General features: G+C 64.1%; 19 protein-coding genes. 11 read left to right on the forward strand and 8 right to left on the reverse strand.

Going from position 1 to position 21,195, the window contains the following annotated elements; all coding sequences use genetic code 11:
• Nucleotides 1-193 precede the first annotated feature (193 nt).
• Together ACYQ3G_RS06715 and ACYQ3G_RS06720 are read left to right on the forward strand one after the other, a co-directional pair.
• Nucleotides 194-1,138: a bifunctional riboflavin kinase/FAD synthetase gene (locus tag ACYQ3G_RS06715; protein ID WP_028576186.1), complete on the forward strand. Its 945-nt coding sequence runs from the start codon at nucleotides 194-196 to the stop codon at nucleotides 1,136-1,138.
• An 8-nt stretch (nucleotides 1,139-1,146) separates the two neighbouring features.
• Nucleotides 1,147-2,964 carry a chloride channel protein gene (locus tag ACYQ3G_RS06720; RefSeq protein ID WP_459823992.1) on the forward strand — a complete coding sequence of 606 codons (1,818 nt, stop codon included), beginning with the start codon at nucleotides 1,147-1,149 and terminating at the stop codon, nucleotides 2,962-2,964.
• 113 nt (nucleotides 2,965-3,077) lie between these two features.
• Here ACYQ3G_RS06720 and ACYQ3G_RS06725 read toward each other — a convergent pair whose 3' ends face one another.
• Nucleotides 3,078-4,799, reverse strand: coding sequence for an aldehyde ferredoxin oxidoreductase family protein (locus ACYQ3G_RS06725; RefSeq protein WP_459823994.1), 1,722 nt, complete (start codon nucleotides 4,797-4,799; stop codon nucleotides 3,078-3,080).
• 105 nt (nucleotides 4,800-4,904) lie between these two features.
• On the opposite strand from ACYQ3G_RS06725, the gene ACYQ3G_RS06730 reads away from it, so the two are divergent.
• On the forward strand, nucleotides 4,905-5,513 hold the full coding sequence (locus ACYQ3G_RS06730; protein WP_459823996.1) for a hypothetical protein: 609 nt from the start codon (nucleotides 4,905-4,907) through the stop codon (nucleotides 5,511-5,513).
• Nucleotides 5,513-6,271: a septal ring lytic transglycosylase RlpA family protein gene (locus ACYQ3G_RS06735; protein WP_459823998.1), complete on the forward strand. Its 759-nt coding sequence runs from the start codon at nucleotides 5,513-5,515 to the stop codon at nucleotides 6,269-6,271. The genes ACYQ3G_RS06730 and ACYQ3G_RS06735 overlap by 1 nt, the downstream gene beginning before the upstream one ends.
• Here the strand turns inward: ACYQ3G_RS06735 and ACYQ3G_RS06740 are convergent.
• Entirely contained in the window at nucleotides 6,258-6,551 is a 294-nt protein-coding gene (locus ACYQ3G_RS06740) for an integration host factor subunit alpha (protein ID WP_028577903.1), read from the reverse strand. The two genes, ACYQ3G_RS06735 and ACYQ3G_RS06740, sit on opposite strands and share 14 nt — an antisense overlap.
• Nucleotides 6,552-6,790: 239 nt before the next feature.
• Here ACYQ3G_RS06740 and ACYQ3G_RS06745 point away from each other — a divergent pair, with 239 nt between their 5' ends.
• The 7 genes from ACYQ3G_RS06745 to malQ all read left to right on the forward strand — a co-directional run bounded on the left by ACYQ3G_RS06745 (nucleotide 6,791) and on the right by malQ (nucleotide 15,974).
• Nucleotides 6,791-7,759 (forward strand): radical SAM protein, encoded by a 969-nt coding sequence (locus ACYQ3G_RS06745; protein ID WP_459824002.1) that lies wholly within the window; start codon nucleotides 6,791-6,793, stop codon nucleotides 7,757-7,759.
• Nucleotides 7,759-9,069 (forward strand): 30S ribosomal protein S12 methylthiotransferase RimO, encoded by a 1,311-nt coding sequence (gene rimO, locus ACYQ3G_RS06750; RefSeq protein ID WP_459824005.1) that lies wholly within the window; start codon nucleotides 7,759-7,761, stop codon nucleotides 9,067-9,069. Before ACYQ3G_RS06745 ends, rimO begins: the two co-directional genes overlap by 1 nt.
• A gap of 161 nt (nucleotides 9,070-9,230) precedes the next feature.
• The gene (locus ACYQ3G_RS06755) at nucleotides 9,231-10,976 is read left to right on the forward strand and encodes a 30S ribosomal protein S1 (RefSeq protein ID WP_028577901.1); all 1,746 of its coding nucleotides are present in this window, start codon (nucleotides 9,231-9,233) and stop codon (nucleotides 10,974-10,976) included.
• An 89-nt stretch (nucleotides 10,977-11,065) separates the two neighbouring features.
• Nucleotides 11,066-12,154 carry an aminofutalosine synthase MqnE gene (mqnE, locus tag ACYQ3G_RS06760; protein ID WP_459824009.1) on the forward strand — a complete coding sequence of 363 codons (1,089 nt, stop codon included), beginning with the start codon at nucleotides 11,066-11,068 and terminating at the stop codon, nucleotides 12,152-12,154.
• Between the two features lie 129 nt (nucleotides 12,155-12,283).
• The gene (locus ACYQ3G_RS06765; protein ID WP_169725561.1) at nucleotides 12,284-12,427 is read left to right on the forward strand and encodes a hypothetical protein; all 144 of its coding nucleotides are present in this window, start codon (nucleotides 12,284-12,286) and stop codon (nucleotides 12,425-12,427) included.
• 140 nt (nucleotides 12,428-12,567) lie between these two features.
• Nucleotides 12,568-14,469 (forward strand): 1,4-alpha-glucan branching protein GlgB, encoded by a 1,902-nt coding sequence (gene glgB / locus ACYQ3G_RS06770; RefSeq protein ID WP_459824013.1) that lies wholly within the window; start codon nucleotides 12,568-12,570, stop codon nucleotides 14,467-14,469.
• Nucleotides 14,466-15,974 carry a 4-alpha-glucanotransferase gene (gene malQ / locus ACYQ3G_RS06775; RefSeq protein ID WP_459824016.1) on the forward strand — a complete coding sequence of 503 codons (1,509 nt, stop codon included), beginning with the start codon at nucleotides 14,466-14,468 and terminating at the stop codon, nucleotides 15,972-15,974. Before glgB ends, malQ begins: the two co-directional genes overlap by 4 nt.
• Nucleotides 15,975-16,040: 66 nt before the next feature.
• Here the strand turns inward: malQ and ACYQ3G_RS06780 are convergent, their stop codons facing one another.
• The 6 genes from ACYQ3G_RS06780 to ACYQ3G_RS06805 form a co-directional block, all read right to left on the reverse strand.
• Nucleotides 16,041-16,358: a TusE/DsrC/DsvC family sulfur relay protein gene (locus ACYQ3G_RS06780; protein WP_028577897.1), complete on the reverse strand. Its 318-nt coding sequence runs from the start codon at nucleotides 16,356-16,358 to the stop codon at nucleotides 16,041-16,043.
• 198 nt (nucleotides 16,359-16,556) lie between these two features.
• Entirely contained in the window at nucleotides 16,557-16,904 is a 348-nt protein-coding gene (locus ACYQ3G_RS06785) for a hypothetical protein (protein WP_043775749.1), read from the reverse strand.
• Between the two features lie 24 nt (nucleotides 16,905-16,928).
• Nucleotides 16,929-17,147 (reverse strand): CpXC domain-containing protein, encoded by a 219-nt coding sequence (locus ACYQ3G_RS06790; RefSeq protein ID WP_028577896.1) that lies wholly within the window; start codon nucleotides 17,145-17,147, stop codon nucleotides 16,929-16,931.
• Nucleotides 17,148-17,251: 104 nt separating this feature from the next.
• Nucleotides 17,252-18,715: a cardiolipin synthase gene (cls, locus tag ACYQ3G_RS06795; RefSeq protein WP_459824020.1), complete on the reverse strand. Its 1,464-nt coding sequence runs from the start codon at nucleotides 18,713-18,715 to the stop codon at nucleotides 17,252-17,254.
• 6 nt (nucleotides 18,716-18,721) lie between these two features.
• Nucleotides 18,722-20,263: a PAS domain S-box protein gene (locus ACYQ3G_RS06800; protein ID WP_459824022.1), complete on the reverse strand. Its 1,542-nt coding sequence runs from the start codon at nucleotides 20,261-20,263 to the stop codon at nucleotides 18,722-18,724.
• 316 nt (nucleotides 20,264-20,579) lie between these two features.
• Complete coding sequence (locus tag ACYQ3G_RS06805) at nucleotides 20,580-21,092, reverse strand: lipocalin family protein (protein ID WP_459824025.1); 513 nt, start codon at nucleotides 21,090-21,092, stop codon at nucleotides 20,580-20,582.
• Between the last annotated feature and the right edge of the window lie 103 nt (nucleotides 21,093-21,195).

A 21,195-nucleotide genomic window follows, 5' to 3' on the forward strand; every position in this document is an offset into this window, starting at 1 on the left:
AGAAGCGTGTTTATGTGAGAGGCCTACCTTTGGCAAGCGTTTTGTTCAGATTTTTTCAATATAATTATTTTATCTTTTATTTCAATTTGTTATGAAAGTGGCGTCGAGATTTTCCTTCGGGACGGCCTTTGTTGAAGCCTGGGTTCTTTTGGTATAGAGGCGAGGCAGCCTGTTTTCGGGAGGGAGACATTACATGCATTGCGTCACATGGCCGGACCAGATCGGCGGCCTGGAAAAGGGGTCCTGCGTCACCATCGGCAATTTCGACGGAGTTCACATCGGACACCAGCGACTGATTGCCCGCGTGCGGGACCTGGCCGCCGGCCTTGGCGTTCCGTCCGTGGTCATCACCTTCGAACCGCACCCCCTGCGTTTTTTCACGGGCAAGAAGACGCCCCCGTTCATCACGCTCTACGAGCAGCGGGCCGAGCTGATCAAGGCCCTGGGCATCGACCACCTGCTTTGTCTGGAGTTCAATCAGGAGCTGGCGAGCATGGATCCTGCGGAGTTCGTGCGCCGCATCCTGGTGGAGGGACTCCAGGTCAGGGAGCTTGTCATCGGCTACGACTACGCCTTCGGCAAAGGCCGCGCCGGGAACTACGGGCTGCTGACGGTGCTCGGGAAGCAGTGGGGTTTCGGCGTGGAGCAGTTGGAGCCGGTCATGGTCGACCAGGCCATCGTCAGTTCGACGCGCATCCGCGATCTGGTCGAGGCCGGCGACGTCTGGGCGGCCAAGCCGCTTCTGGGTCGGTTCTACCGCGTTTCCGGCGCCGTCGTGCACGGTCAGAACCGCGGCGGCAGGCTGCTGGGCTTTCCCACGGCCAACGTCCATCTTGTGGACGAGCTGTTCCCCAAGACGGGCGTCTACTGCTGCTGGGCCGAGCTTGACGGTCAGGTCCATCAGGCCGTGGCCAATATCGGGTACAACCCCACCTTCGGCAATGATGTGCTCTCGGTCGAGGTGCATGTCCTCGATCTGGACCGGGACCTCTACGGCAAGACCCTCAAGGTCCATTTCGTGCAGCGTCTGCGCGGGGAGCGCAAGTTTTCCAGCCTCGATGAACTCAAATCCCAGATAGGCAAGGACGTTGCCTTGGGGCGGACCATCCTGGCCCTGCCCGAAGCCCGCCTGGTCTGAGGGTTTTCATGCGCGCGTTTCTCCGCATCCTCTTCCGGCCCTACACGGACCTGGTCCGCAGCTACCATTCCATCCTGAGCTTTAAATGGCTGGCCCTGGGCGTGGTCGTCGGGGCCATGACGGGCCTTGGCGCCGTGGCGTTCTACGTCGGCGTGGAAGCCCTGGGGCACCTGCTGCTGCGTCACCTGGCGGGCTTCTCCCTGCCCGTTCCCGCCGGCGAACAGCTCCTGTCCGGCGACCCCGGGCCCTACAGGCCATGGCTGCTCTTCCTCTTTCTGGGCGGCGTGGGGCTTCTGACCGGGTGGCTGGTCCACCGTTTCGTGCCCCAGACCCGCCATGGCGGCACCGACGGCACGGACTCCATGATCAAGTGCTTCCATCGCCAGGAAGGGCATCTTGCCCCGGTGGTGCCCCTCATCCGGGTCGGGACGTCCGTGCTGACCATCGCCGCCGGCGGCAGCGCCGGTCGCGAAGGTCCCATTTCCCTGCTCGGGGCCGGGTGCGGCTCCTGGCTGGCCGGGAAGCTGAAGCTTTCGGTCAAGGAGCGTCGCATCCTGCTCCTGGCCGGGGCGGCAGGCGGGCTCGGGGCTATCTTTCGTGCGCCCCTCGGCGGGGCGCTCACGGCCGTCGAGGTCATCTACCGCGAGGACTTCGAAGCCGAGGCCCTGCTGCCTTCCATCCTGTCCTCGGTGGTCTCCTACTCCATCTTCACCTTGATCTTCGGATCGGAACCCATTTTCGGAATCCCCAAATTCGAATTCTCGGACATCCGCGAACTGCCTGTCTATGCCGTGCTCGGACTGGTTTGCGCTGTTTCGGGCTGGTTCTACGTGAGCACCTTCCGGGCCATCAAATACAGGGTGTTCTGGCCACTGACGGACCGCTTCGGCTTCATGCCGGCCATGACCCTCGGGGGGCTCGGCATGGCCGCCCTGGGCGCCGCCTTCCCGGAACTGCTGGGCGGGGGCTCGGGCTGGTTGGAACTGGCCATGCTCGGCAAGCTCTCCGTAGCCATGATGATCGGAATGGTAGTCGGCAAGACCCTGGCCACCTCGTTGGTCATAGGCTCGGGCATGAGCGGCGGCATGTTCGCCCCGGCCCTCTTCGTCGGCGGCATGAGCGGCGGCGTGGTAGGCACTCTCGGACAGCGCTTTTTTCCCGGCGTGGTCACGGAGCCGGGCGGTTACGTGCTGGTGGGCATGGCCGCCTTCTTTTCCGGCGTGGCCAACGCGCCCATCGGGCCCCTGGTCATGGTCTGCGAGCTGACCCAGGGCTACGGGCTGCTGGCGCCCCTCATGCTGGCCTCGGCCGTGACTCTGGTCCTGGGCCGCAACGTGTCGCTCTACGAGAACCAGGTGGACAACAAGTTCGAATCGCCGGCCCACGTCAGCGACGCGACCATCAACATCCTGGAGCGGGAGCAGGTCCGGGACCATTACAAGCCCGGCCGGGTCAGCATCGTGGAGGAGGGCACGCACTTCGGGGCCCTGACGGACATCATCGTCAACGCGAGCGAGCTCTGCTTCCCGGTGCGCGGCGCAGACGACAGGATAACGGGCATCCTGGCGGTGCAGGACCTGCGCAAGGTCCTGTACGAGCAGAGCCTGTGCGAGCTGCTTGTGGCCGGCGACGTTGCGCGCAAGGCCGTGCTGCTGCGGCCCGATGAAGACCTGTACACGGCCCTGCTGAAGTTCGTGGAGTCCGACCTGGCGCAGTTGCCCGTTGTGGACAGCGAGGACCCGACAAAGGTCTTGGGGATGCTGGCCAGGGAGGATGTCTTCACGGCCTATGCCGCGACGCTCAAGGCAATGAAGGCGCAGGACTGACGGGCTGTCTGGAGCGTCTGCCCCCGCTCGGGCCTGTGGCCGAAAAAAACGAATCCCCGCCCGGACAAGCCGGACGGGGATTCGTCGTTGCAGACTCAAGGATCGGGTGACGTCTAGACCTTGGCGGCCTGCAGTTCCTCGGCGGTGTAATCCCAGCCGACGTTGTGGGGCGGCAGGAGTTCGGTCTGGAAGAAGCGGGGCAGCTGGTCGTCGGCGTCGGTGAAGCCGGCGCGCTTGTTGAAGTCCAGTTCGTCCTTCAGGCAGTTCACGCCCATGCCCACCAGCTCGTCCACGCTGTAGTCCTTGCCGATGAGGCCGGACACCAGCTTGGCCATGCACGGCACACCGCGCGCGTCGTCGAGCACCGCGAAGGCCACGAACAGGCACAGGCCCAGGGAGTCCACGGCCGCCGTGGCCACCTGCAGGTTCTTGGAGATCTCGATGTTGCCTTCCTTCTTGTGGCCGTCCACGTCGCCGCCGCATTTGAGCACGTTCTGGCACACGCCGTAGCCGGCGGTGTGGTCGGCGCCCATGGGGGTCGTGGCGTAGGTCACGCCGACGCCCTTGACGGCGCGCGGGTCGTAGGCCGGCAGGGCCTGGTTCTTGACCACGGGCACGCGGTCAACGCCGAAGGCCTGGGCCGTGTACCCCGTGCCGTTGCCGTAGATGCGGCCCAGCGGGTCCTTGGTGCCGACCTTGGCCAGTTCGGCCAGGACGCCCTTGGAGTCGCCCCAGGCGATGATGCCCGCTTCCATGGCCATGGCCATGGTGTTGGCCATCTCGATGGTGTCCATGCCCGCTTCGTCGCAGGTGCGGTCCATCATGGCGATGTCGTCCAGGTTGTCGACCATGAGGTCCGCGCCGAAGCCCCAGATGGTCTCGTACTCGAAGCCAGTCGTCAGGTACTTGCCGTCCTTGTCATGGTAGACCTGCGAGCACTGGATGATGCAGCCCGTGTGGCAGCCGTGCTTGGTCTTGCCGCCGCGCTTCTCGATGTTGGCGGCCAGGGTCTCGCCGGAGATCTTCTCGGCGCCGTCGAACTTGCCCATGCGGAAGTTCTTGGTCGGCAGGGCGCCGGCCTCGTTGATGACGTTGACCAGGACGGCCGTGCCGAAGCCGGGCAGGCCCTGGCTGGTGACGGGGTGGCCGCGCAGGATGTCGACCCATTCCTTGCGGGCTTCCTTGAACAGCTCCTCGTTGCCGTACTCGACCTTCACGTTGGCGGCACCGTCGAGGACGATGGCCTTGACGCCCTTGGAGCCCATGACCGCACCCATGCCGCCGCGGCCGGCGGAACGGGAAGGCAGGCCCTCGGGATCCGAGAACTGGATGGTGGCGGCGGCCAGGCACTGCTCGCCGGCGGGGCCGACCATGGCGGTCACGGCCTTGTCGCCGTAGGCGGCCAGGAGCTTTTCCTGGGCGGCGTAGGTGCGCATGCCGGCCACGGCGGAATCCTTGAACACGACCTTGTCGGCGGAGACGAAGATCTCCTGCATGGGGCTGCCGGCCTCGGGCTTGTCCTCGAGGATGATGGCCAAAAGGCCCAGCTTGGGCAGGGTGTGGGCGAACTGTCCGCCGGAGTTGCTCTCCTTGATGCCGCCGGTCAGGGGCGACTTGGCGCCCACGGACACGCGGCCTGAGTTGGCGGCGTTGGTCGGGGCCAGCACGCCGCCGGCGAAGATGAGCTTGTTGTCGGCGGAAAGGGCGTGACAGTCCGCCGGCACTTCCCTATTGACAATGCGTGAAGTCAGGGCGCGGCCGCCGAGACCGGCGTAGTCGCCAAGTTCCTCGAACTTGAAGGACTTTGTCCGGGTATTGATGCGCAGAATCTTCATCGTAGACTCCTTGGGTTTGAGCGCGAAATCGCGCGTTGTCTTGCTTTTTACAGAATGATAGCAGACACTCTTCGCATAAAGTCAAGAAGAAAAGGAGGTTATGTCATGCAGGGCATAAACGGACGGATTACAAATCAGCTGTTTCTGGCGGTGCCGAAAATTTCCGTATCGGCGTGGCACGGCCTGCTGCGCCGCGGCGTGGGCGTGTTTCTGGACAAGGCGGTCAGCGTTCGCGATTTCATGACGGACGTGCTGGGGATGGATCCGCATTACGCGACCAACAGCGTGCCAGGGCTGTTCCTGAACAGCGCCCCGGTCGACGACTGGCGCGAGGAGCGCGTCGGCGACGGCGATGAGGTCGGCATGAGCGGGACCATGCCCGGACTGTGCGGCATCGCCCTGCGGCGTTCGAGCCCCATCAGGGCCTTTCGTCCGGATCTTGTCAGCCACCACGACAAGGACGAGCGCAAGGGTGGCGTGGCCAAGGTCAAGATGTTCAATTTCGTGGCCCAGGACTGCTTTCCGGCCGTGCTGCGCAACGGTGTCATCGTGCCGGCCAGTTCCCTGCTGGAGTATCTCGACGACGCGGACATCGCCTTGGACGGCTGCGAATGCTCCTGGAACGGTTCTGCCGTGGATTCCGTCCGGCTGCGCGAACTTCTGGCCGGCGCGGAGGGCGAGATCGAGCTGAAGATGACCGAGGTGGACGTGTGATGGCGTTTGGTTCGGGGCGCGGTTTTCGCGCAGGTGTGCTGATGGTCTTCCTGTGCCTGGCTGTGATGAGCCTGGCCGGCTGCGGCTCCAAGTACGTGCCCGGTGCCAGCAGCGCACCGCCCCCCCCTGGCCAGAAGGCGCCCGCGGGCAAGGGCGGAACGTACAAGCCCTACACGGTCATGGGGCAGACGTACTATCCCCTGGGCTCGGCGGAGGGCTATGCGGAGACGGGCGTGGCCTCCTGGTACGGGCCGGATTTCCACGGCAAGAAGACGGCCAACGGGGAATGGTACGACATGTACCAGATGACGGCGGCACACCGCATCCTGCCCATGCACACCAAGGTCATGGTCAGGAATCTGGACAACGGGCGGGTGGCCGAGGTGCGCATCAACGATCGCGGTCCCTTCGTGAACAACCGGGTCATCGACCTGTCCTACGCGGCGGCCAGCGCCCTGGGCGTGGTGGGCCCGGGCACGGCCAGGGTCCGTCTCGAAACCATCCCGGGCGAGCGCATCCAGTATGTCGGCCCGTTCTTCGTGCAATACGGGGCCTTCGTGGTCGAGGCCAATGCCCGCAACCTCAGGAACAAGCTCGCGGCCAGGGGATTTCCCGGCACCAGGGTGGCCCGGGGGGAGCTGAACGGAACGACGTACTGGCGGGTGCAGGTCGGGGCCTTCCCCAGCCTGACCGACGCAGAGTCGGCCAGGCAGCGGTTGGTCAGGGAAAGCCCGGACTGCTTCGTTATTGCGGATTGAGCTCGGCGCGCAGCTTGCGGGAAATGCGGAACACGACGACCTTGCGCTCCGAAAGGATGATGGATTCGCTGGTCTGGGGGTTGCGGCCCTTGCGCGCGTCCTTTTCGTAGGCTTCGAACTTGCCGAAACCGCTGATCAGGAGGGAGTGGTCCTTCTTGATGGCGTCCTTCATGATGTCGAGCATGGTCTCGACCTGCGCCTTGACCTCGGCCCTGTTGCGTTCCGATTTTTCGTAGATGGTGTCGACGATTTCAGCCTTGGTGAGGGTGTTGTTGCTCATTGGTCCTCCTGTCGGGCATCTGCCCGGCAACAATATGCTAACTTTCTGCAATAAAAGAAGATTTTCTTAAAAAAGCCGTAAGCCGGCGCGTTCGATGACTATTCTTGGATGAGCAATATCCGACGTGAGTTTTTTTTTCAAGCATAACAGGTTGTTTTTTTTTCTTTTTGACGCATATGACACGAACCCGAACTCTGCGATTTCCGCACCCCGAACCGCGGGCTGAAAAGATGCGGCTCGTGCCGTTCTTTCTGCCCTTCGCGGGCTGTCCCGGCAGGTGCATTTTCTGCGACCAGCGGGCTCAGACAGGGCGGGCCTCGGCCCCCCCGGATGCCGCGCTGCCGGAACTCAAGAGCAGGCTGTCGGGCGCGAGGACGCCCTTCGGGCTGGGCTTTTTCGGGGGGACGTTCACCGGTCTGCCCGTGCCCTGGCAGGACCGTTTCCTGGAAACGGTCGCCCGTTTCAGACGTCAGGGCGGGCTCGTGCATCTGCGGGTTTCCACCAGGCCTGACCGCATCGATTTGGAGACGCTGGCCAGACTCCGCGGACACGGCGTGGACATGGTCGAGCTCGGGGTTCAGACCTTCGATTCCGGGGTGCTGGAGCGCAGCGGGCGGGGCTATGGGGGCGAGGTCGCCATGCGGGCCTGCACAATGGTCCGGGAGGCGGGCCTGGAGCTCGGCATCCAGCTCCTTCCCGGGCTGCCGGGCCATGACGCCGCGCTGTGGCGGGAGGATGTGGCCCGCGCTCTGGAGTTGCAGCCGAATGTGGTGCGCATCTACCCCTGCGTGGTCATGGCCGGCACGGGGTTGGCGGACATGCACGCCGCAGGCGCATATGCCCCCTGGAGCCTGGAGGAGGCGGTGGCGGAATGCGGGCACGCGCTGTTGCGATTCTGGGAACGGGGCGTGCACGTCATCCGCCTGGGGCTGGCAGGGGAGCCGGACATGCTCGCCCGGCTCGTAGCCGGACCATGGCACCCGGCCTTCGGGAACATGGCCCGCAGCCTTGCCCTGCGGCTATTTTTGGAGCAGAGGCTTTTTTCCGCAGGCGGGCGGCTGGCGCGCATTTCCGTGCCGGCCCGGCTGAGCGGCGAGTTCTGGGGGCACGGCCGCGCCAACGCGCCGGCCCTGGCGGAACTCGGCATCGTCAAGGACCGCGTGACATTCTGGTCTGAGCCGGAATTCGCGGCGGAATTGGAGGAGTAATGGAAAAAGTGCGTGTGCACACCATCAGCCTGGGGTGCCCCAAGAACCAGGTCGACACGGAGTGGATGCTCGGCGGGTTCGGTCCCGCCTTCGTCAACGCGGCCGGGCCCGAGAACGCCGACGTCGTCCTCGTCAACACGTGCGGCTTCATCGAGCCCGCGGTTAGCGAGTCCTTGCAGGTCATCCTCGACACTGCCCAGGCCCTGGCGTCCCTCGACCCCAGGCCGCCCCTGGTGGTCACGGGCTGCCTGGTCTCGCGCTACGGCCAGGACCTGCGCGCCGAATTGCCGGAGGTGGACCTTTTCCTGGAAATCGGTCGCCAGGGCGAGCTGCATCAGCGGGTCCGGGAACTCCTCGCCGCCAGGGACGGGCGTCCGCCCCTGCAGGACTTTCCGCCGGCGCGCCTGCTGACCACGGCGCCAGGCTTCGCCTACCTGAAGATCGCCGAGGGGTGCGACAACCGTTGCCGGTTCTGCACCATCCCCTCCATCCGCGGTCCCCTGGTCAGCCGCCCCGAGAGCGCGATCCTCGACGACGCCAAGCGCTGCCTGGATCAGGGCCGCAAGGAGCTGGTCCTCATCGCCCAGGACGTCACGGCCTACGGACGGGACAGGGGCGAAAGGGCCCTGCGCGGCCTGCTGGAGAAGCTCGCGCCCCTGCCTGGCCTGGCCTGGATGCGCCTCATGTACCTCTACCCGGCCGGCCTTGACCGGGACCTGCTGTCCTTCCTGCGCGACCTGGGGCGGCCCTTCATCCCCTATTTCGACATCCCCCTGCAGCACGCCCATCCCGACATCCTGGCCTCCATGGGCCGGCCCTTCCGGCGCGATCCGCGGGACGTGGTCGCGCAGGTGCGGGAGTTCTTTCCCGATGCCGCCCTGCGCACGACCTTCATCGTCGGCTACCCCGGGGAGACCGAGGAGCGGTTCGCGGCCCTGGAGGCCTTCGTGCGCGAAGCCCGCTTCATGCACCTGGGCGTCTTCCCCTATTACCCCGAGGACGGCTCCGAGGCCGCGGTGCTGCCGGACCAGCTGCCCGACGAGGTCAAGGAGGAGCGGCGAGACCGCATCATGACCCTGCAGGCCGAAATCAGCGAGGACCTGCTGGCGGAATTCGAAGGCGCGGAACTCGAGGTGCTGGTGGACAGGCCCCATGAGGAGTGGCCCGGCCTCTACGAGGGCAGGACCTGGTTCCAGGCCCCGGAGGTGGACGGAATTACCTACGTCAGCGGGGAGAATGTGCGGCCGGGCCGCATGGTCAGGGCCGTGATCGAGGAGACCAAGACCTACGACCTTGTTGCGCTGGCCTGAGAGTTTCGTCTGCAATATTTCGGAATCAAATGAAAAAAAGATCCGTGCATGCAAAAGGGCAAACCGCCAGACCTTATTTTTTCCCGCAGATTATTCTGGTTGTCAAGGTAGGGTCACTCTGCTAGGACTGCCCAAATTTATTTTCGTTAGGGGGTAAACACATGAACAACACTCAAACCACGACCGAGTCCATGAACGATTTCGATATGGAGATGGATTTCGAGTCCCAACTCGAGAACTATCTCAACTCCGACTTCGGCGACATCGAAGAAGGCGTGATCGTTTCCGGTGAAGTCGTAAAGATCGACGAAACCTACATTCTCGTGGACGTCAACTTCAAGTCCGAAGGCCAGATTCCGATCGAGGAATTCATGGAAAACGGCCAGGTGGCGGTCAAAGTCGGCGACACCGTAGACGTATATGTCGTCCGCAAGAACGAGCGCGAAGGCTCCATCGTTCTTTCCCGTGAAAAGGCCAAGCGCATGCAGGTCCTGGACGAGCTGGAGAAGCTCCTGGAGACCGGCGATGTCGTGGTCGGCCGCATCGTCCGCCGCATCAAGGGTGGATATGTCGTTGAAATCAAGGGCATCGAGGCCTTCCTGCCCGGTTCCCATGTCGATCTGCGTCCCGTTCCGGACATGGACGCCCTGGTCAACCAGGATTTCGAATTCCGCGTGCTGAAGATCAACCGCCGCCGCAGCAACGTCATCGTCTCCCGCCGCGTGCTGCTTGAGGAAGACCGCGACCGCAAGCGCGGCGAGCTGCTGACCACCCTCGAAGAGGGCCAGACCGTCAAGGGCGTGGTCAAGAACATCACCGAATACGGCGTGTTCATCGACCTCGGCGGCCTCGACGGCCTGCTGCACATCACCGACATGTCCTGGAAGCGCATCAAGCACCCCAAGGAAATGGTCCAGCTGGGCGACGAACTGACCCTGAAGGTCCTGTCCTTCGACAAGAACGACAAGAAGGTCTCCCTGGGCCTGAAGCAACTGGTGCAGGACCCCTGGTCCAACATCTCCGAAAAGTACCCCGAGGGCCACAAGCTGTCCGGCAAGGTCACCAACCTGGTGGACTATGGCGCGTTCGTGGAGCTGGAGCCCGGCGTCGAAGGCCTGGTGCACATCTCCGAGATGTCCTGGACCCGCAAGCTGCGCCACCCCTCCCAGATGGTCCGCCCCGGCGACGAGGTGGATGTCGTCATCCTGGGTGTGGACGTGGACCGCAAGCGCATTTCCCTCGGCATGAAGCAGGTCGCCCCGAATCCGTGGGACCTGGTGGCCGAGAAGTACCCCGAGGGCACCATCCTTGAGGCCAGCGTCAAGAACATCACCGAGTTCGGCCTGTTCATCGGCATCGAGGACGGCATCGACGGCCTGATCCACGTGTCCGACCTGTCCTGGACCAAGAAGATCCGCCACCCCAACGAGCTCTACAAGGTGGGCGACGTTGTCCGCGCCAAGGTTCTGACCGTGGACAAGGAGAACGAGAAGTTCACTCTGGGCATCAAGCAGCTGGCCGACGATCCGTGGCTGGACGTGCCCAACCGCTACCCCGTGGGCACCCTGCTGACCGGAACCATCACGAACATCACGGACTTCGGTCTGTTCGTTGAGGTCGAGGAAGGCATCGAAGGCCTGGTCCACGTCAGCGAGATGAGCAAGAAGAAGATCAAGAGCCCCAAGGAAGCCTTCAACGAGGGCGACGCCATCGAGGCCAAGGTCATCCACGTCAGCGCCGACGAGCGCCGTCTGGGTCTGTCCCTGAAGCAGCAGGACGAGCGCAAGCGCCCCGGTGGCGGCGAGTTCCGCACCACCCAGAGCGGCACCATGACCGGCAGCAACCTTGGCGACATGATCCGTCAGAAGATGGAAGAGAACGCCGACGCCGAGACGGAAGAAGAATAAGCGTAACGGCAGCTTCGCGCCGGAACGAACATGACACGAGGCTGCATCCGAACGGGTGCGGCCTCATTTTTTTGGGGGATGAGACTATGATGGAAAGCGGACTCGACAGCGCCGCCAGAAAGCGGCTGGCCACATTGAAACCCGGCGAGCGCATTGACGCGCAGTTTGCCCTGGAACTCGGGCTCAAGGCATCTGTCCACGAGCTGGGCGAGGCGGCCCTGCGCCAGCGCAGGGTCAGGCACGGTGACCGGGCCTACTACGTCTACAACCAGCACCTGAACTACACCAACGTGTGCCGCAACCAGTGCCGCTTCTGCGCCTTCTTCAAGAAGGCGGGGGAGGAGGGCGGGTATACCTACTCCCTGGAAGAGGCCAAAAAGCGCCTCATGGACCGCATCGACGAGCCCATCCGCGAGATCCACATCACCGGCGGTCTCAACCCCGACCTGCCTTATCAATATTATCTGGACCTGCTGGCCCTGTGCAAGGAAGTGCGGCCGAACGCCGTGGTCAAGGCCTTTACCGCCGTGGAGGTGGCGCATTTCGCCGACACCTTGGGCACCGACGAGGCCGCTGTGCTGCGGGAGATGAAGGCCGTCGGCCTGGACGCCCTGCCCGGCGGCGGCGCCGAGGTCTTCTCGCCGGCCATGCGCGAGAAGCTCTGTCCGGAAAAGGTCACGGCGGACCGCTGGCTGCATATCCACGGTCTGGCCCACGACATGGGCATGAAGACCAACTCGACCATGCTCTTCGGACACATCGAGTCCTGGGAGGACCGCGTCTACCACATGGAGCGCCTGCGTGCCTTGGAGGACGAGAAGCCGGGCTTCATCGTCTTCATCCCCCTGGCCTACCAGTCACGCAACAACGCCCTGGGCGTGCCCGGCCCCACGGGCGAGGAGTACCTGCGCACCATCTCCGTGGCGCGCCTGTTCCTGGACAACATCCCGCACATCAAGGCCTACTGGGCCTTCGCCGGCATCAAGGCCGCTCAGATGGCCCTGTGGGCCGGGGCCGACGATTTCGACGGGACCATCGTGGAGGAGAAGATCGGCCATGCCGCCGGCGCCGACACGCCCAAGGGGTTGACGGTGTCCGAGCTGGTGGAAACCATCGCGGCCACGGGTTTCACCCCGGTCGAACGCGACACCTTTTTCGAGGAAGTGGCGTCGGCGTGAGGATGACGCGATCTTCCCGGCCGGGTCCGGGGAGGCCGCACCGCCCTTTTTCCTTGACTTTTTCGGTCAAGATATGGTTGTGAAAAGTTCCACATACGACTTGCCGGGACACGTTACGAGGAGGATGTCATGCTGGGAGAGCTTTTCGGGAACATGATGCACAGCACGGTGCAGGGCTTCATCGGAGTCATCGGAATTTTCACGTACCTCGCGGCCATCGTCATCGCCGCGCTGTACCGCATCAAGGAAGGCATGAACGAACACCACCACTAGGATCGATCCTGCGGTCGGTGACTGGAAGCGCGGCGTCGACCGCGCTTTTTTTTCGCCTTTTCGGCGTCGAAAAGCTTCTTTCCTTGCCAATGCGCCTGTCTCTTTCCTATCGTGAAGTCTCGAATATCCGGAGGTGTTCTATGGATGCACGGCGCAGTCTCGGCGATTTGGACATATATCTCTTCAAGCAGGGCCGGCATACCCGGCTTTACGAGCATTTCGGGGCCCACCCGGAATCCCTGGGGCCGGACTCGGCCGGCACGCGGTTCGTGGTCTGGGCGCCCAACGCCGCCTTCGTCTCGGTGGTCGGGGATTTCAACGGCTGGGACCGGTCCGCCGCGCCCATGAGCCTGCGGGCCGACAGTTCGGGCGTGTGGGAATGCTTCGTGCCCGGCGCGGCGCACGGCCAGCGCTACAAGTACTACCTGTCCTGGCCCGGCGGGGAGGCCGAGCGGGCCGACCCCTTCGCCCTGTTCAGCGAGGAACCGCCGGCCACGGCCTCCGTCATCTGGGACCTGCAGTACGAGTGGGGGGACGGGGAGTGGATGGCTGCGCGCTGGCGGCAGAACTCCCTGGACGGCCCCTGGTCCGTGTACGAGGTGCATCTGGGGTCGTGGCGGCGCGACGAGCACGGCAACTTCATGAATTACCGCCGCATGGCCCACGAGCTGGCCGATTATGTCAGGGACGCCGGGTTCACCCATGTCGAGATCATGCCCGTGGCCGAGCACCCCTTCTACGGCTCCTGGGGCTACCAGAGTACGGGCTATTTCGCGCCGACCAGCCGCTACGGGTGCCCCCAGGATTTCCGGTATCTCGTCGACCATCTGCACCGTCAGGGCATCGGCGTCATCCTCGACTGGGTGCCGGGACACTTCCCCATGGACGTCCACGGCCTGGCCAATTTCGACGGCACGGCCCTGTTCGAGCACGCCGACCCGCGCCAGGGTTTCCATCCCGAGTGGAAGAGCGCCATCTTCAACTACGACCGCTACGAGGTGGCCGGATTCCTGATCTGCAACGCCATGTACTGGGTGCGGGAGTTCCACCTCGACGGTCTGCGCGTGGACGGCGTGGCCTCCATGCTCTACCTCGACTATTCACGCGAGCACGGAGAGTGGATCCCCAACCGTCACGGCGGCCGGGAGAACCTGGGTGCCATCGAACTGCTGCGCGAACTGAACAAGGCGGTTTACGAGGAGTTCCCTGACGTGCAGACCATCGCCGAGGAGTCCACCTCCTGGCCCATGGTCTCCAAACCCGTCTATCTCGGGGGGCTGGGCTTCGGCCTGAAGTGGAACATGGGCTGGATGAACGATTCCCTGGCCTACATGGAACTCGACCCCATCTATCGAAAATTCCACCACAACCTGCTGACGTTCGCCCTGTGGTACGCCTACGCCGAGAACTTCGTCCTGCCCCTGTCCCATGACGAGGTGGTCTACGGGAAGAAGTCCCTCATCTCCAAGATGCCGGGGGACTACTGGCAGCAGATGGCGGGTTTGCGCACGCTTTTCGGGTACATGTTCGGCCTGCCGGGAAAGAAGCTGCTTTTCATGGGCGCGGAGTTCGGGCAGTGGGGCGAATGGAACCACGACCAGGCCCTGGACTGGGATCTGCTCCGGTTCCCGGCCCATGACGGCATCCGCGCCTGGGTGCGGGACCTGAATCGGCTGTACCGGGAATGCCCGGCCCTGCACGAACTGGATTTCGACCCAACCGGCTTCGCCTGGGAGAACTGCCACGATTCCGACCAGAGCGTGCTCAGCTTCTTCCGTCGCGACAGGTCCGGCCGGTCGGTGCTCGTGGTCTGCAACTTCACGCCCGTGCCGCGCGAAAACTACGCCGTGGGCGTGGGCGTCGACGGGCCGTGGCGCGAGGCCCTGAACTCGGACAGCGAACTCTACGGCGGAAGCGGCATGGGCAACATGGGCCGGGTGCGCGCCGAGCCCATTCCGGTGCACGGCCTGCCGTACTCCCTCAACCTGGTGCTGCCGCCCCTGGGCGTACTCTATCTCCTGCCGGAGGGAGGCGGGGCATGAACGCGCAGCGCCGTTGCGGCGTGCTCATGCACGTGACGTCCCTGCCGTGCCGTCACGGTCTGGGGGATTTCGGCCCCCAAGCCCACGCCTTCGTCGATTTCCTGGCCGACGCGGGCCAGAGCCTGTGGCAGATGCTGCCCCTGACGCCCATCAATGCCGGCGCCGGCAATTCGCCGTACAGCAGCTATTCGGCTTTCGCGGGCAACACGCTGTTCATCAGCCCGGACATGCTCGTGCGGCAGGGCCTGCTGCGTCAGGCGGAGTTGGACCGGGAGCCCTCGTTCCCCACGGGCCGGGTTGACTACGCGGTGGCCGCGTCCTGGCGGAGCAGGCTCCTCGAGCACGTTTTCGACAACGTCTTTCCCCGCCTGCGGAGCGATGCGGCGTTCGAACGCTTTTGTCGGGCCGAGGCCTTCTGGCTGGACGACTTCTGTCTGTTCACGGCCCTCAAGCGCGAGCACGGCGGGGCGCCGTGGTATCGCTGGGGAGAGGGCTTGCGCCTGCGCCGTCCGGCCGACCTGGAGCGGGCCCGCCAGCGGCTCGGCTACGACATTCTGCGGGAAAGGTTCCTGCAGTTCCTCTTTTCCCTGCACTGGGGGAACCTGCACGAGTACGCGGCGTCCAGGGGCGTGGCCATCATCGGTGACACGCCCATCTACGTCAGCCTCGACAGCTGCGACGTGTGGTCCCACCGCGAGTTGTTCGAACTCGATGAGCAGGGCCTGCCCGTCTTCTGTGCGGGCGCTCCGCCGGACTATTTCTCCGAGACGGGGCAGATGTGGGGCAACCCCATCTATGCCTGGGAGCGGCACGAGAAGGACGGGTTCGGATGGTGGCGCAGCCGGCTCGCTCACGAGAGCCGGCGGTTCGACATGGTCCGGCTTGACCATTTCCGGGGGTTCTGCGGCTTCTGGCAGGTCCCGGCCTGCGAACCGACTGCCGAGAACGGGCTGTGGATTCCGGGGCCGGGACGGCGGCTTTTCACCGAGCTTGTCGGCGGCATTCCCGGTCTGTCCCTGCTGGCCGAGGATCTCGGTGTCATCACTGCGGACGTGACGGAACTCATGGACGAGTTCGGTTTTCCGGGCATGAAGATCCTGCAGTTCGCCTTCTCTCCGGACATGGGCAAGAACGCCTACATCCCCCACAACGTCGTGCCGAATTGCGCGGTCTACACCGGCACCCATGACAACAATACCTCGCGCGGCTGGTTCGCCCGGGAGCTGGACGAGGCTGGTCGCGCGCGTCTGGCGGCCTACGCCGGGCGCGAGGTGCGCGAGGACCAGGCGGCGGACGTCCTGATCCGCATGGCTTTGGGCAGCGTGGCCAGGCTGTGCGTCATTCCCATGCAGGACTATCTAGGACTGGGCGAGGAGGGGCGCATGAACATGCCGGGCGTGGCCGGCGGGAACTGGGGCTGGAGGGCGGAGGACGGGGCGATGACGGCATCGCTGGCCGGCCGGATGCGTAGGCTGGCCGACATCTACGGCCGGATTCCCGATTGAGGGGACCGAGCGGACGGCAAAAAAAAACCCTGCGTGAGCAGGGTTTTTTTTCGGAAAAAGATCGAACTACACGCAGCCGGTGGGCTTGGGCAGGCCGGCCATCTTGCAGGCGCCTTTGCCGGGGCCGGAGGGGAACAGTTCGTAGATCTGCTTCAGCTTGTAGCCGGTGGACTTGGAAAGAATGCGGACCATCGGGGCGATGCCGTTCTTCTTGTAGTAGTCCTGCAGGAAGTCCAGGATCTGCTGATGAGCTTCGGTGATCTCGGCGATGCCTTCGCTGTCCTTGACGTACTCGACCCACTCGGGGGACCAGTCTTCGAACTTCAGCAGGAAACCGTCTTCGTCGATTTCGAAAGATTTACCCTGGAATTCAATTGTTGCCATGCTCAAATCCTCCTTAGATGTTGTTCCTCAAAATTTTTCCTTCCGGAAAAAGAGTTTGCAAAGGCTCTCCCTATGGTGAAGGGGGGTGTTTGTCAATTGGACATACCGTCTTCACCCTGCAAGTCGACAATGTTTCTCTGTCTAGCAGATAGGGGGCGACACTTCAACAGGAAAGAAGCGGATCTCCCTGCAGCCTTCCTATTTGAAATCCCTGACAATTATCTGCTCCTTGCGCATCCTGCACCAGGACGGACGATCGTCCTCGTCGGGGATGGGACGCCGGCTCGGCGGGCCGACATTGCAGACGCGCCGCCCCTCCACCAGGCTCAGGAACGGGCACTCGTCGCAGGCCGTCACGACCATGAAGGTCTGGGCGCCGGCGAAGTCCCGGACGTTTTTCTGGCCCGAGCGCAGTCCGCACCAGGCGGGGCGGTCGTCCCCGTCGGGTATGGGCCGCTGTGCGGGCGAGGCGATGTTGCAGGCGCGCTTCCCGTCGACGAGGGTCAGGAAGGGGCATTGGGAGCATTTTGTGGCGACGAAGATCATGCGTATTCAGCTCTGGTTCAGGTTCTAGACGTCGGCGGGTAGGGGGATTTCGCTGCAGTAGTCGTCCCAGTCGGCGCAGGCCAGTCCCATGGGCATTTCAAAGCTCGCCTGGCAGTGGGGGCAGAGCACTCGGATGGTCGCGTCGTTGCCGAAGGCTTCGCGCATGGCGTCCTCGGTGTGAATCGCTTCGGTGCGGTGCCCGCAGCTGGGGCAGGTCGCGGAAACGGTGAATTCCTTGCTCACGGCGGTCCTCCTTGTGATCATGGGCTGATGTGGGGTGTCTTTGTACATACGGTGTCGGGGCTGGCCCGTCAAAGTCAAATCGATTGCGGGCGCGAGGTCTCCGGTCAGAGGTAGGGCGAGAAGAGCCAGAAAAAGGCGTCGCGCAGGCGCGCGGGCAGCGGCCGGCCTTGGAGCTCCTGCCGAGTCACGGGGCGGCTTGCGGCCATGACAGCATCGAAGTGCCGGGTCAGGCGCTCGGTCAGATGCCGGTCCAGGACTTCGAGGGTCAGTTCGAAATTGAGGCGCAGACTGCGATTGTCCATGTTGGCCGAGCCAAGGTGCACGTAGCAGTCGTCCACGAGCATGAGCTTCGTGTGGCAGAAGGGGGCCGGCTGAAAGGATACCTTGATGCCCGAGCGCAGCAGTTCCTCCAGGATGTGGTTCGTGGCCCAGTGCACGAAGGGCAGATTGTTGCGGGCCGGCAGGATGACCTCGACGTTCACGCCCCTGAGCCTGGCCGATTGCAGGGAACTCAGGAACGTGCCGGGCGGCAGGAAGTAGGGGGTCATGATCTTGATCGAGAATTCGGCCGCCGAAACGATGCCCGTGATCAGGGTCTTGAGATTGTCCTCATGCAGGTTCGGCCCGTCGATCACGGTCCGGCAGAGGCAGTCCCCAGCGGGTTCCGTGGCCAGCACGGGCGGGTGGATGCGCTCCCGGGTGGTGAAAAGCCAGTCGTCGATGAACGTGTCCTGCAACTGCGAAACGACGGGGCCGCGGACGATGAAGTGCACGTCCGTCACCGGCCAGAGGGGCTTGGACCCCAGCACGTGTTTTTGGCTTATGTTCATGCCGCCCGTGAAGGCCAGAATGCCGTCGACCACCAGGATTTTGCGGTGGTTGCGCATGTTCATGTGCAGGTTCGGCGGGATGAGGGCCGGGGGGATGAACAGGGCCGTGGCGACCCCTTTCTGGCGCAGCAGGCGTGAAGCCAGGGGCCAGGAGTATTTTTCGCCCACACCGTCGATGAGGACGCGCACCTCGACCCCGCGGGCCGCGGCCCGCGCCAGGGCGTCGATGAATGCGCGGCCGGTGGCGTCCGTGTCGAGGATATAGGTCGTGAGGTAGACGCTTTGTTCGGATGTTTCGATGGCCTGGAGCATGAGCGGATACGCCTCGTCGCCGTTGACGAGAGGCTCCACGCAGTTGCCGCCCGTCAGTTCCGTCTCCAGGACGTTGCGGCCCACACGCTCCAGACGCTGAAACGACCGGAACAGGACGGTCGGGTTGACCACGGCGCAGCTTAGGGCTGACGGGGAGTGCCTTTCGCCCGCAAGGGCGTCGATCTCGCGACGCATGCGCGAGGCGCTGCGGCGCACGCGGTTCACCCCGAAGAGAATGTACAGAATGGGCCCGGCCAAAGGGAAGGTCAGACAGACCCCGACCCAGCCCAGGGCCGAGCGGGAGTCGCTCTTGTTCAGCAGGGCGTGGCCGGCGGCGCCCAGGGCAAGGACGGCCAGCAGGGCGAGCCCGATCCAGTTCAGCACGGCCATGGGCTCACCACGCTCGTCCAGGGTTCGGCCCGCCATCAGGCATCAGGAGCCCCCTCCTGCGTCCGGTTTGGTCTCCGGCGGCGTGGCGCATTCCAAGGGGTCTCCCAGACAGGAGTTGAAGATGTCGAGGATGGCCCTGTCCAGGTACGCTTCCTCCCGGTAGGTCAGAAAGGCGGAGTTGAAGGCCTTGGTCACGGCCGTGATCTTGGTGTAGGCCTGCTCCAGCCCCTGGCAGTAGGAGTGCAGGGCCGAACAGGCGCCCTCCCACGTCTGGGCGGTGCCCTCGGGCAGGGTGTCGCGCGCGACGGCCTCCAGGGACTCGATTTCCTCCAGGATGCCTTCCTTGGCGTTGACGATATGCATGAGGTGGGTGTTCAGATAGTGGCACATGCCCCCGGCGGCGTTGCGCAGCACCCGGTTGCGTTGGTCCTCCATGGCCTGGGTGATGTTGTGCACGATGCCCTCGTAGGACACCAGGTAGCCGGAATCGTCGGTCTTGGCCCGGGCCGTGATGGCCACTTCGACGGCGCGACCGTCCTTGAGGCGGAAGCGGACATGCCGGTCCGCGACGAAGCCCTGTTCGTTGATCTGGGCCAGGAGGCCGGCCCGCTCGGACAGGTCCTCGTAGAAGTCCTTGAGATTCGCGGCCAGGGCCTCCTCGCGGCTGGCGAAACCGAGCATCTGGACGCCGGCGTCGTTGATGTCGAGGAAATTCCCTTCGGGCGTCACGGAATAGGCCATGTCCTTGGTGCCTTGGAAGAAATCCCGGTATTTTTCCTCGCTGCGCTTCAGGGCGTCCAGGGCCTCTTTCTGGTCGGTGATGTCGCGGATGACGTGGTCGATGCGCCGCACCGAGCGGGCCGTGCAGTAGACCAGGTGGGCCTCGTCGTGGACCCACTTGATGCGGCCGTTGGTGCTGATGATGCGGTACTGCATCTCGCCGAACTCGTCGTCCTCCATGGAGTTGTAGAAGTTGCGGACCTGCGCCCTGTCTTCGGGGTGTACGAAGTGCATGAGTTGCGTGGCCCCGGCGTTGAAGGCGCGGCGGGGGATTCCGTAGAGCGCTTCGGCCGCGGGGTTGATGGCCAGGATGGAATGGTCCGTAGGCGAAAGGGAGACCACCACGTCGTTCATGGCGTGCAGGATGCTTTCCAGGCGGTCCTTGACGCGCTGCAGTTCGATGCGGGTCCTGCGGCGCTCGGTGATGTCGGTGATGGCTGCCAGGATGGCCGGTGCGCCGCCGCAGTCGATGACCGTCAGCTTCATTTCCACGGTGGCGTCCTCTCCGGGCCGGGAGATGGAGAACTCGATGCGGTTCGGGAGCTCCGGGGTGTAGAGCTTGTCCACGCAATGGCGGGCCACCCGGTCCCGGTCCTCGGGTATGACCAGGTCGGCCAGGGGCTTGCCCATGAGGCCCGTGAAGTCCGTGCCAACGATTTCGCAGAAGGCGCCGTTGGTGAAGACGATGTTGCCTTCACGCAGGATGAGCACGCCGTCGTTGATGTGCCGGACGATGCCCTGGTAGTCGATGCTTTCCCGGCAGACGTTCAGCAGGTTGGCGTCTTCGAAGCAAGATCCGTTCATGTTCCGCGCTCCTGATTCCCGGCAGGCCGGCCGTGCGGGCGGCCTGTCATTACGGAAACGATATGCGTTTTGCCCCTTGGAGGGCCAGAGATTTTTGCAGTGCGCCGGAATTTCACGGCCGTGGCGGCGTTGGGGCGCGTGGAACGCGTGCATGAATGGCGAGGATGGCGAACGAAAATCAAACGAAGAGATGCGGCCTGCGAAACGGTGCCGGCGCGTCTTTCGGAAAGGCGGCCGTCCCGTTGCGTCCTGCCCGACATGCCGTCTGCGCGGGCGCGGTTTCACCTCCGGGAGCGGTCGCGGCCCTGCGCCGCGATCATTCGTGTTCGACGAAGATGAGCCCTTCCGTCTTGAAGCCGCGCTCAGCGGCCTTGGCCACGAGTTCCTTCCTCAGGGTCTCGTCCATGAACGGCTCGCGCGCCAGAATCCAGAGGTAGGATGTGTCCGGCCCGCTGACCACGGCGTAGGCGTAGTTTGCGTGGTCGAGTTCGAAGACCACGTAGGAGCCGTAAAATGGGCCGAAAAAGGAGACCTTGAGGAATCCCGTCTGCGGGTCGTCTACGAAATAGGCCCGGCCCTCGGCCTGTTTCCATTTTTCGTCCCTGGCGGAATACCCGCGGTTGACGACGCGCACGCCGCCGTCCCCGCGCAGGCTGTACTGCGCCGTGACATGGCTCAGGCCGCGTTCGAAGGGGTGGTCCAGCCTGGCGATCTCGTACCAGGTGCCGAGATAGCGCTCCAGGCGGAAGTCGCTGACGGGGCGCACGTTCTCGGGCAGGGTGACGCAGCCGCCGACCAGCAGGGCGAGCAAAGCGACGAGTTTTTTCATGCGTGCCTCCGGAAGATGGTTGCGGCCGACGCCGGGACCGTCGATCTTAGGTCGAGCGTTCCCTCACGTGCGGGAAATGTCAATGCCGGTTGCATTTCTGGTG

The organism is Desulfomicrobium salsuginis (assembly GCF_054657795.1).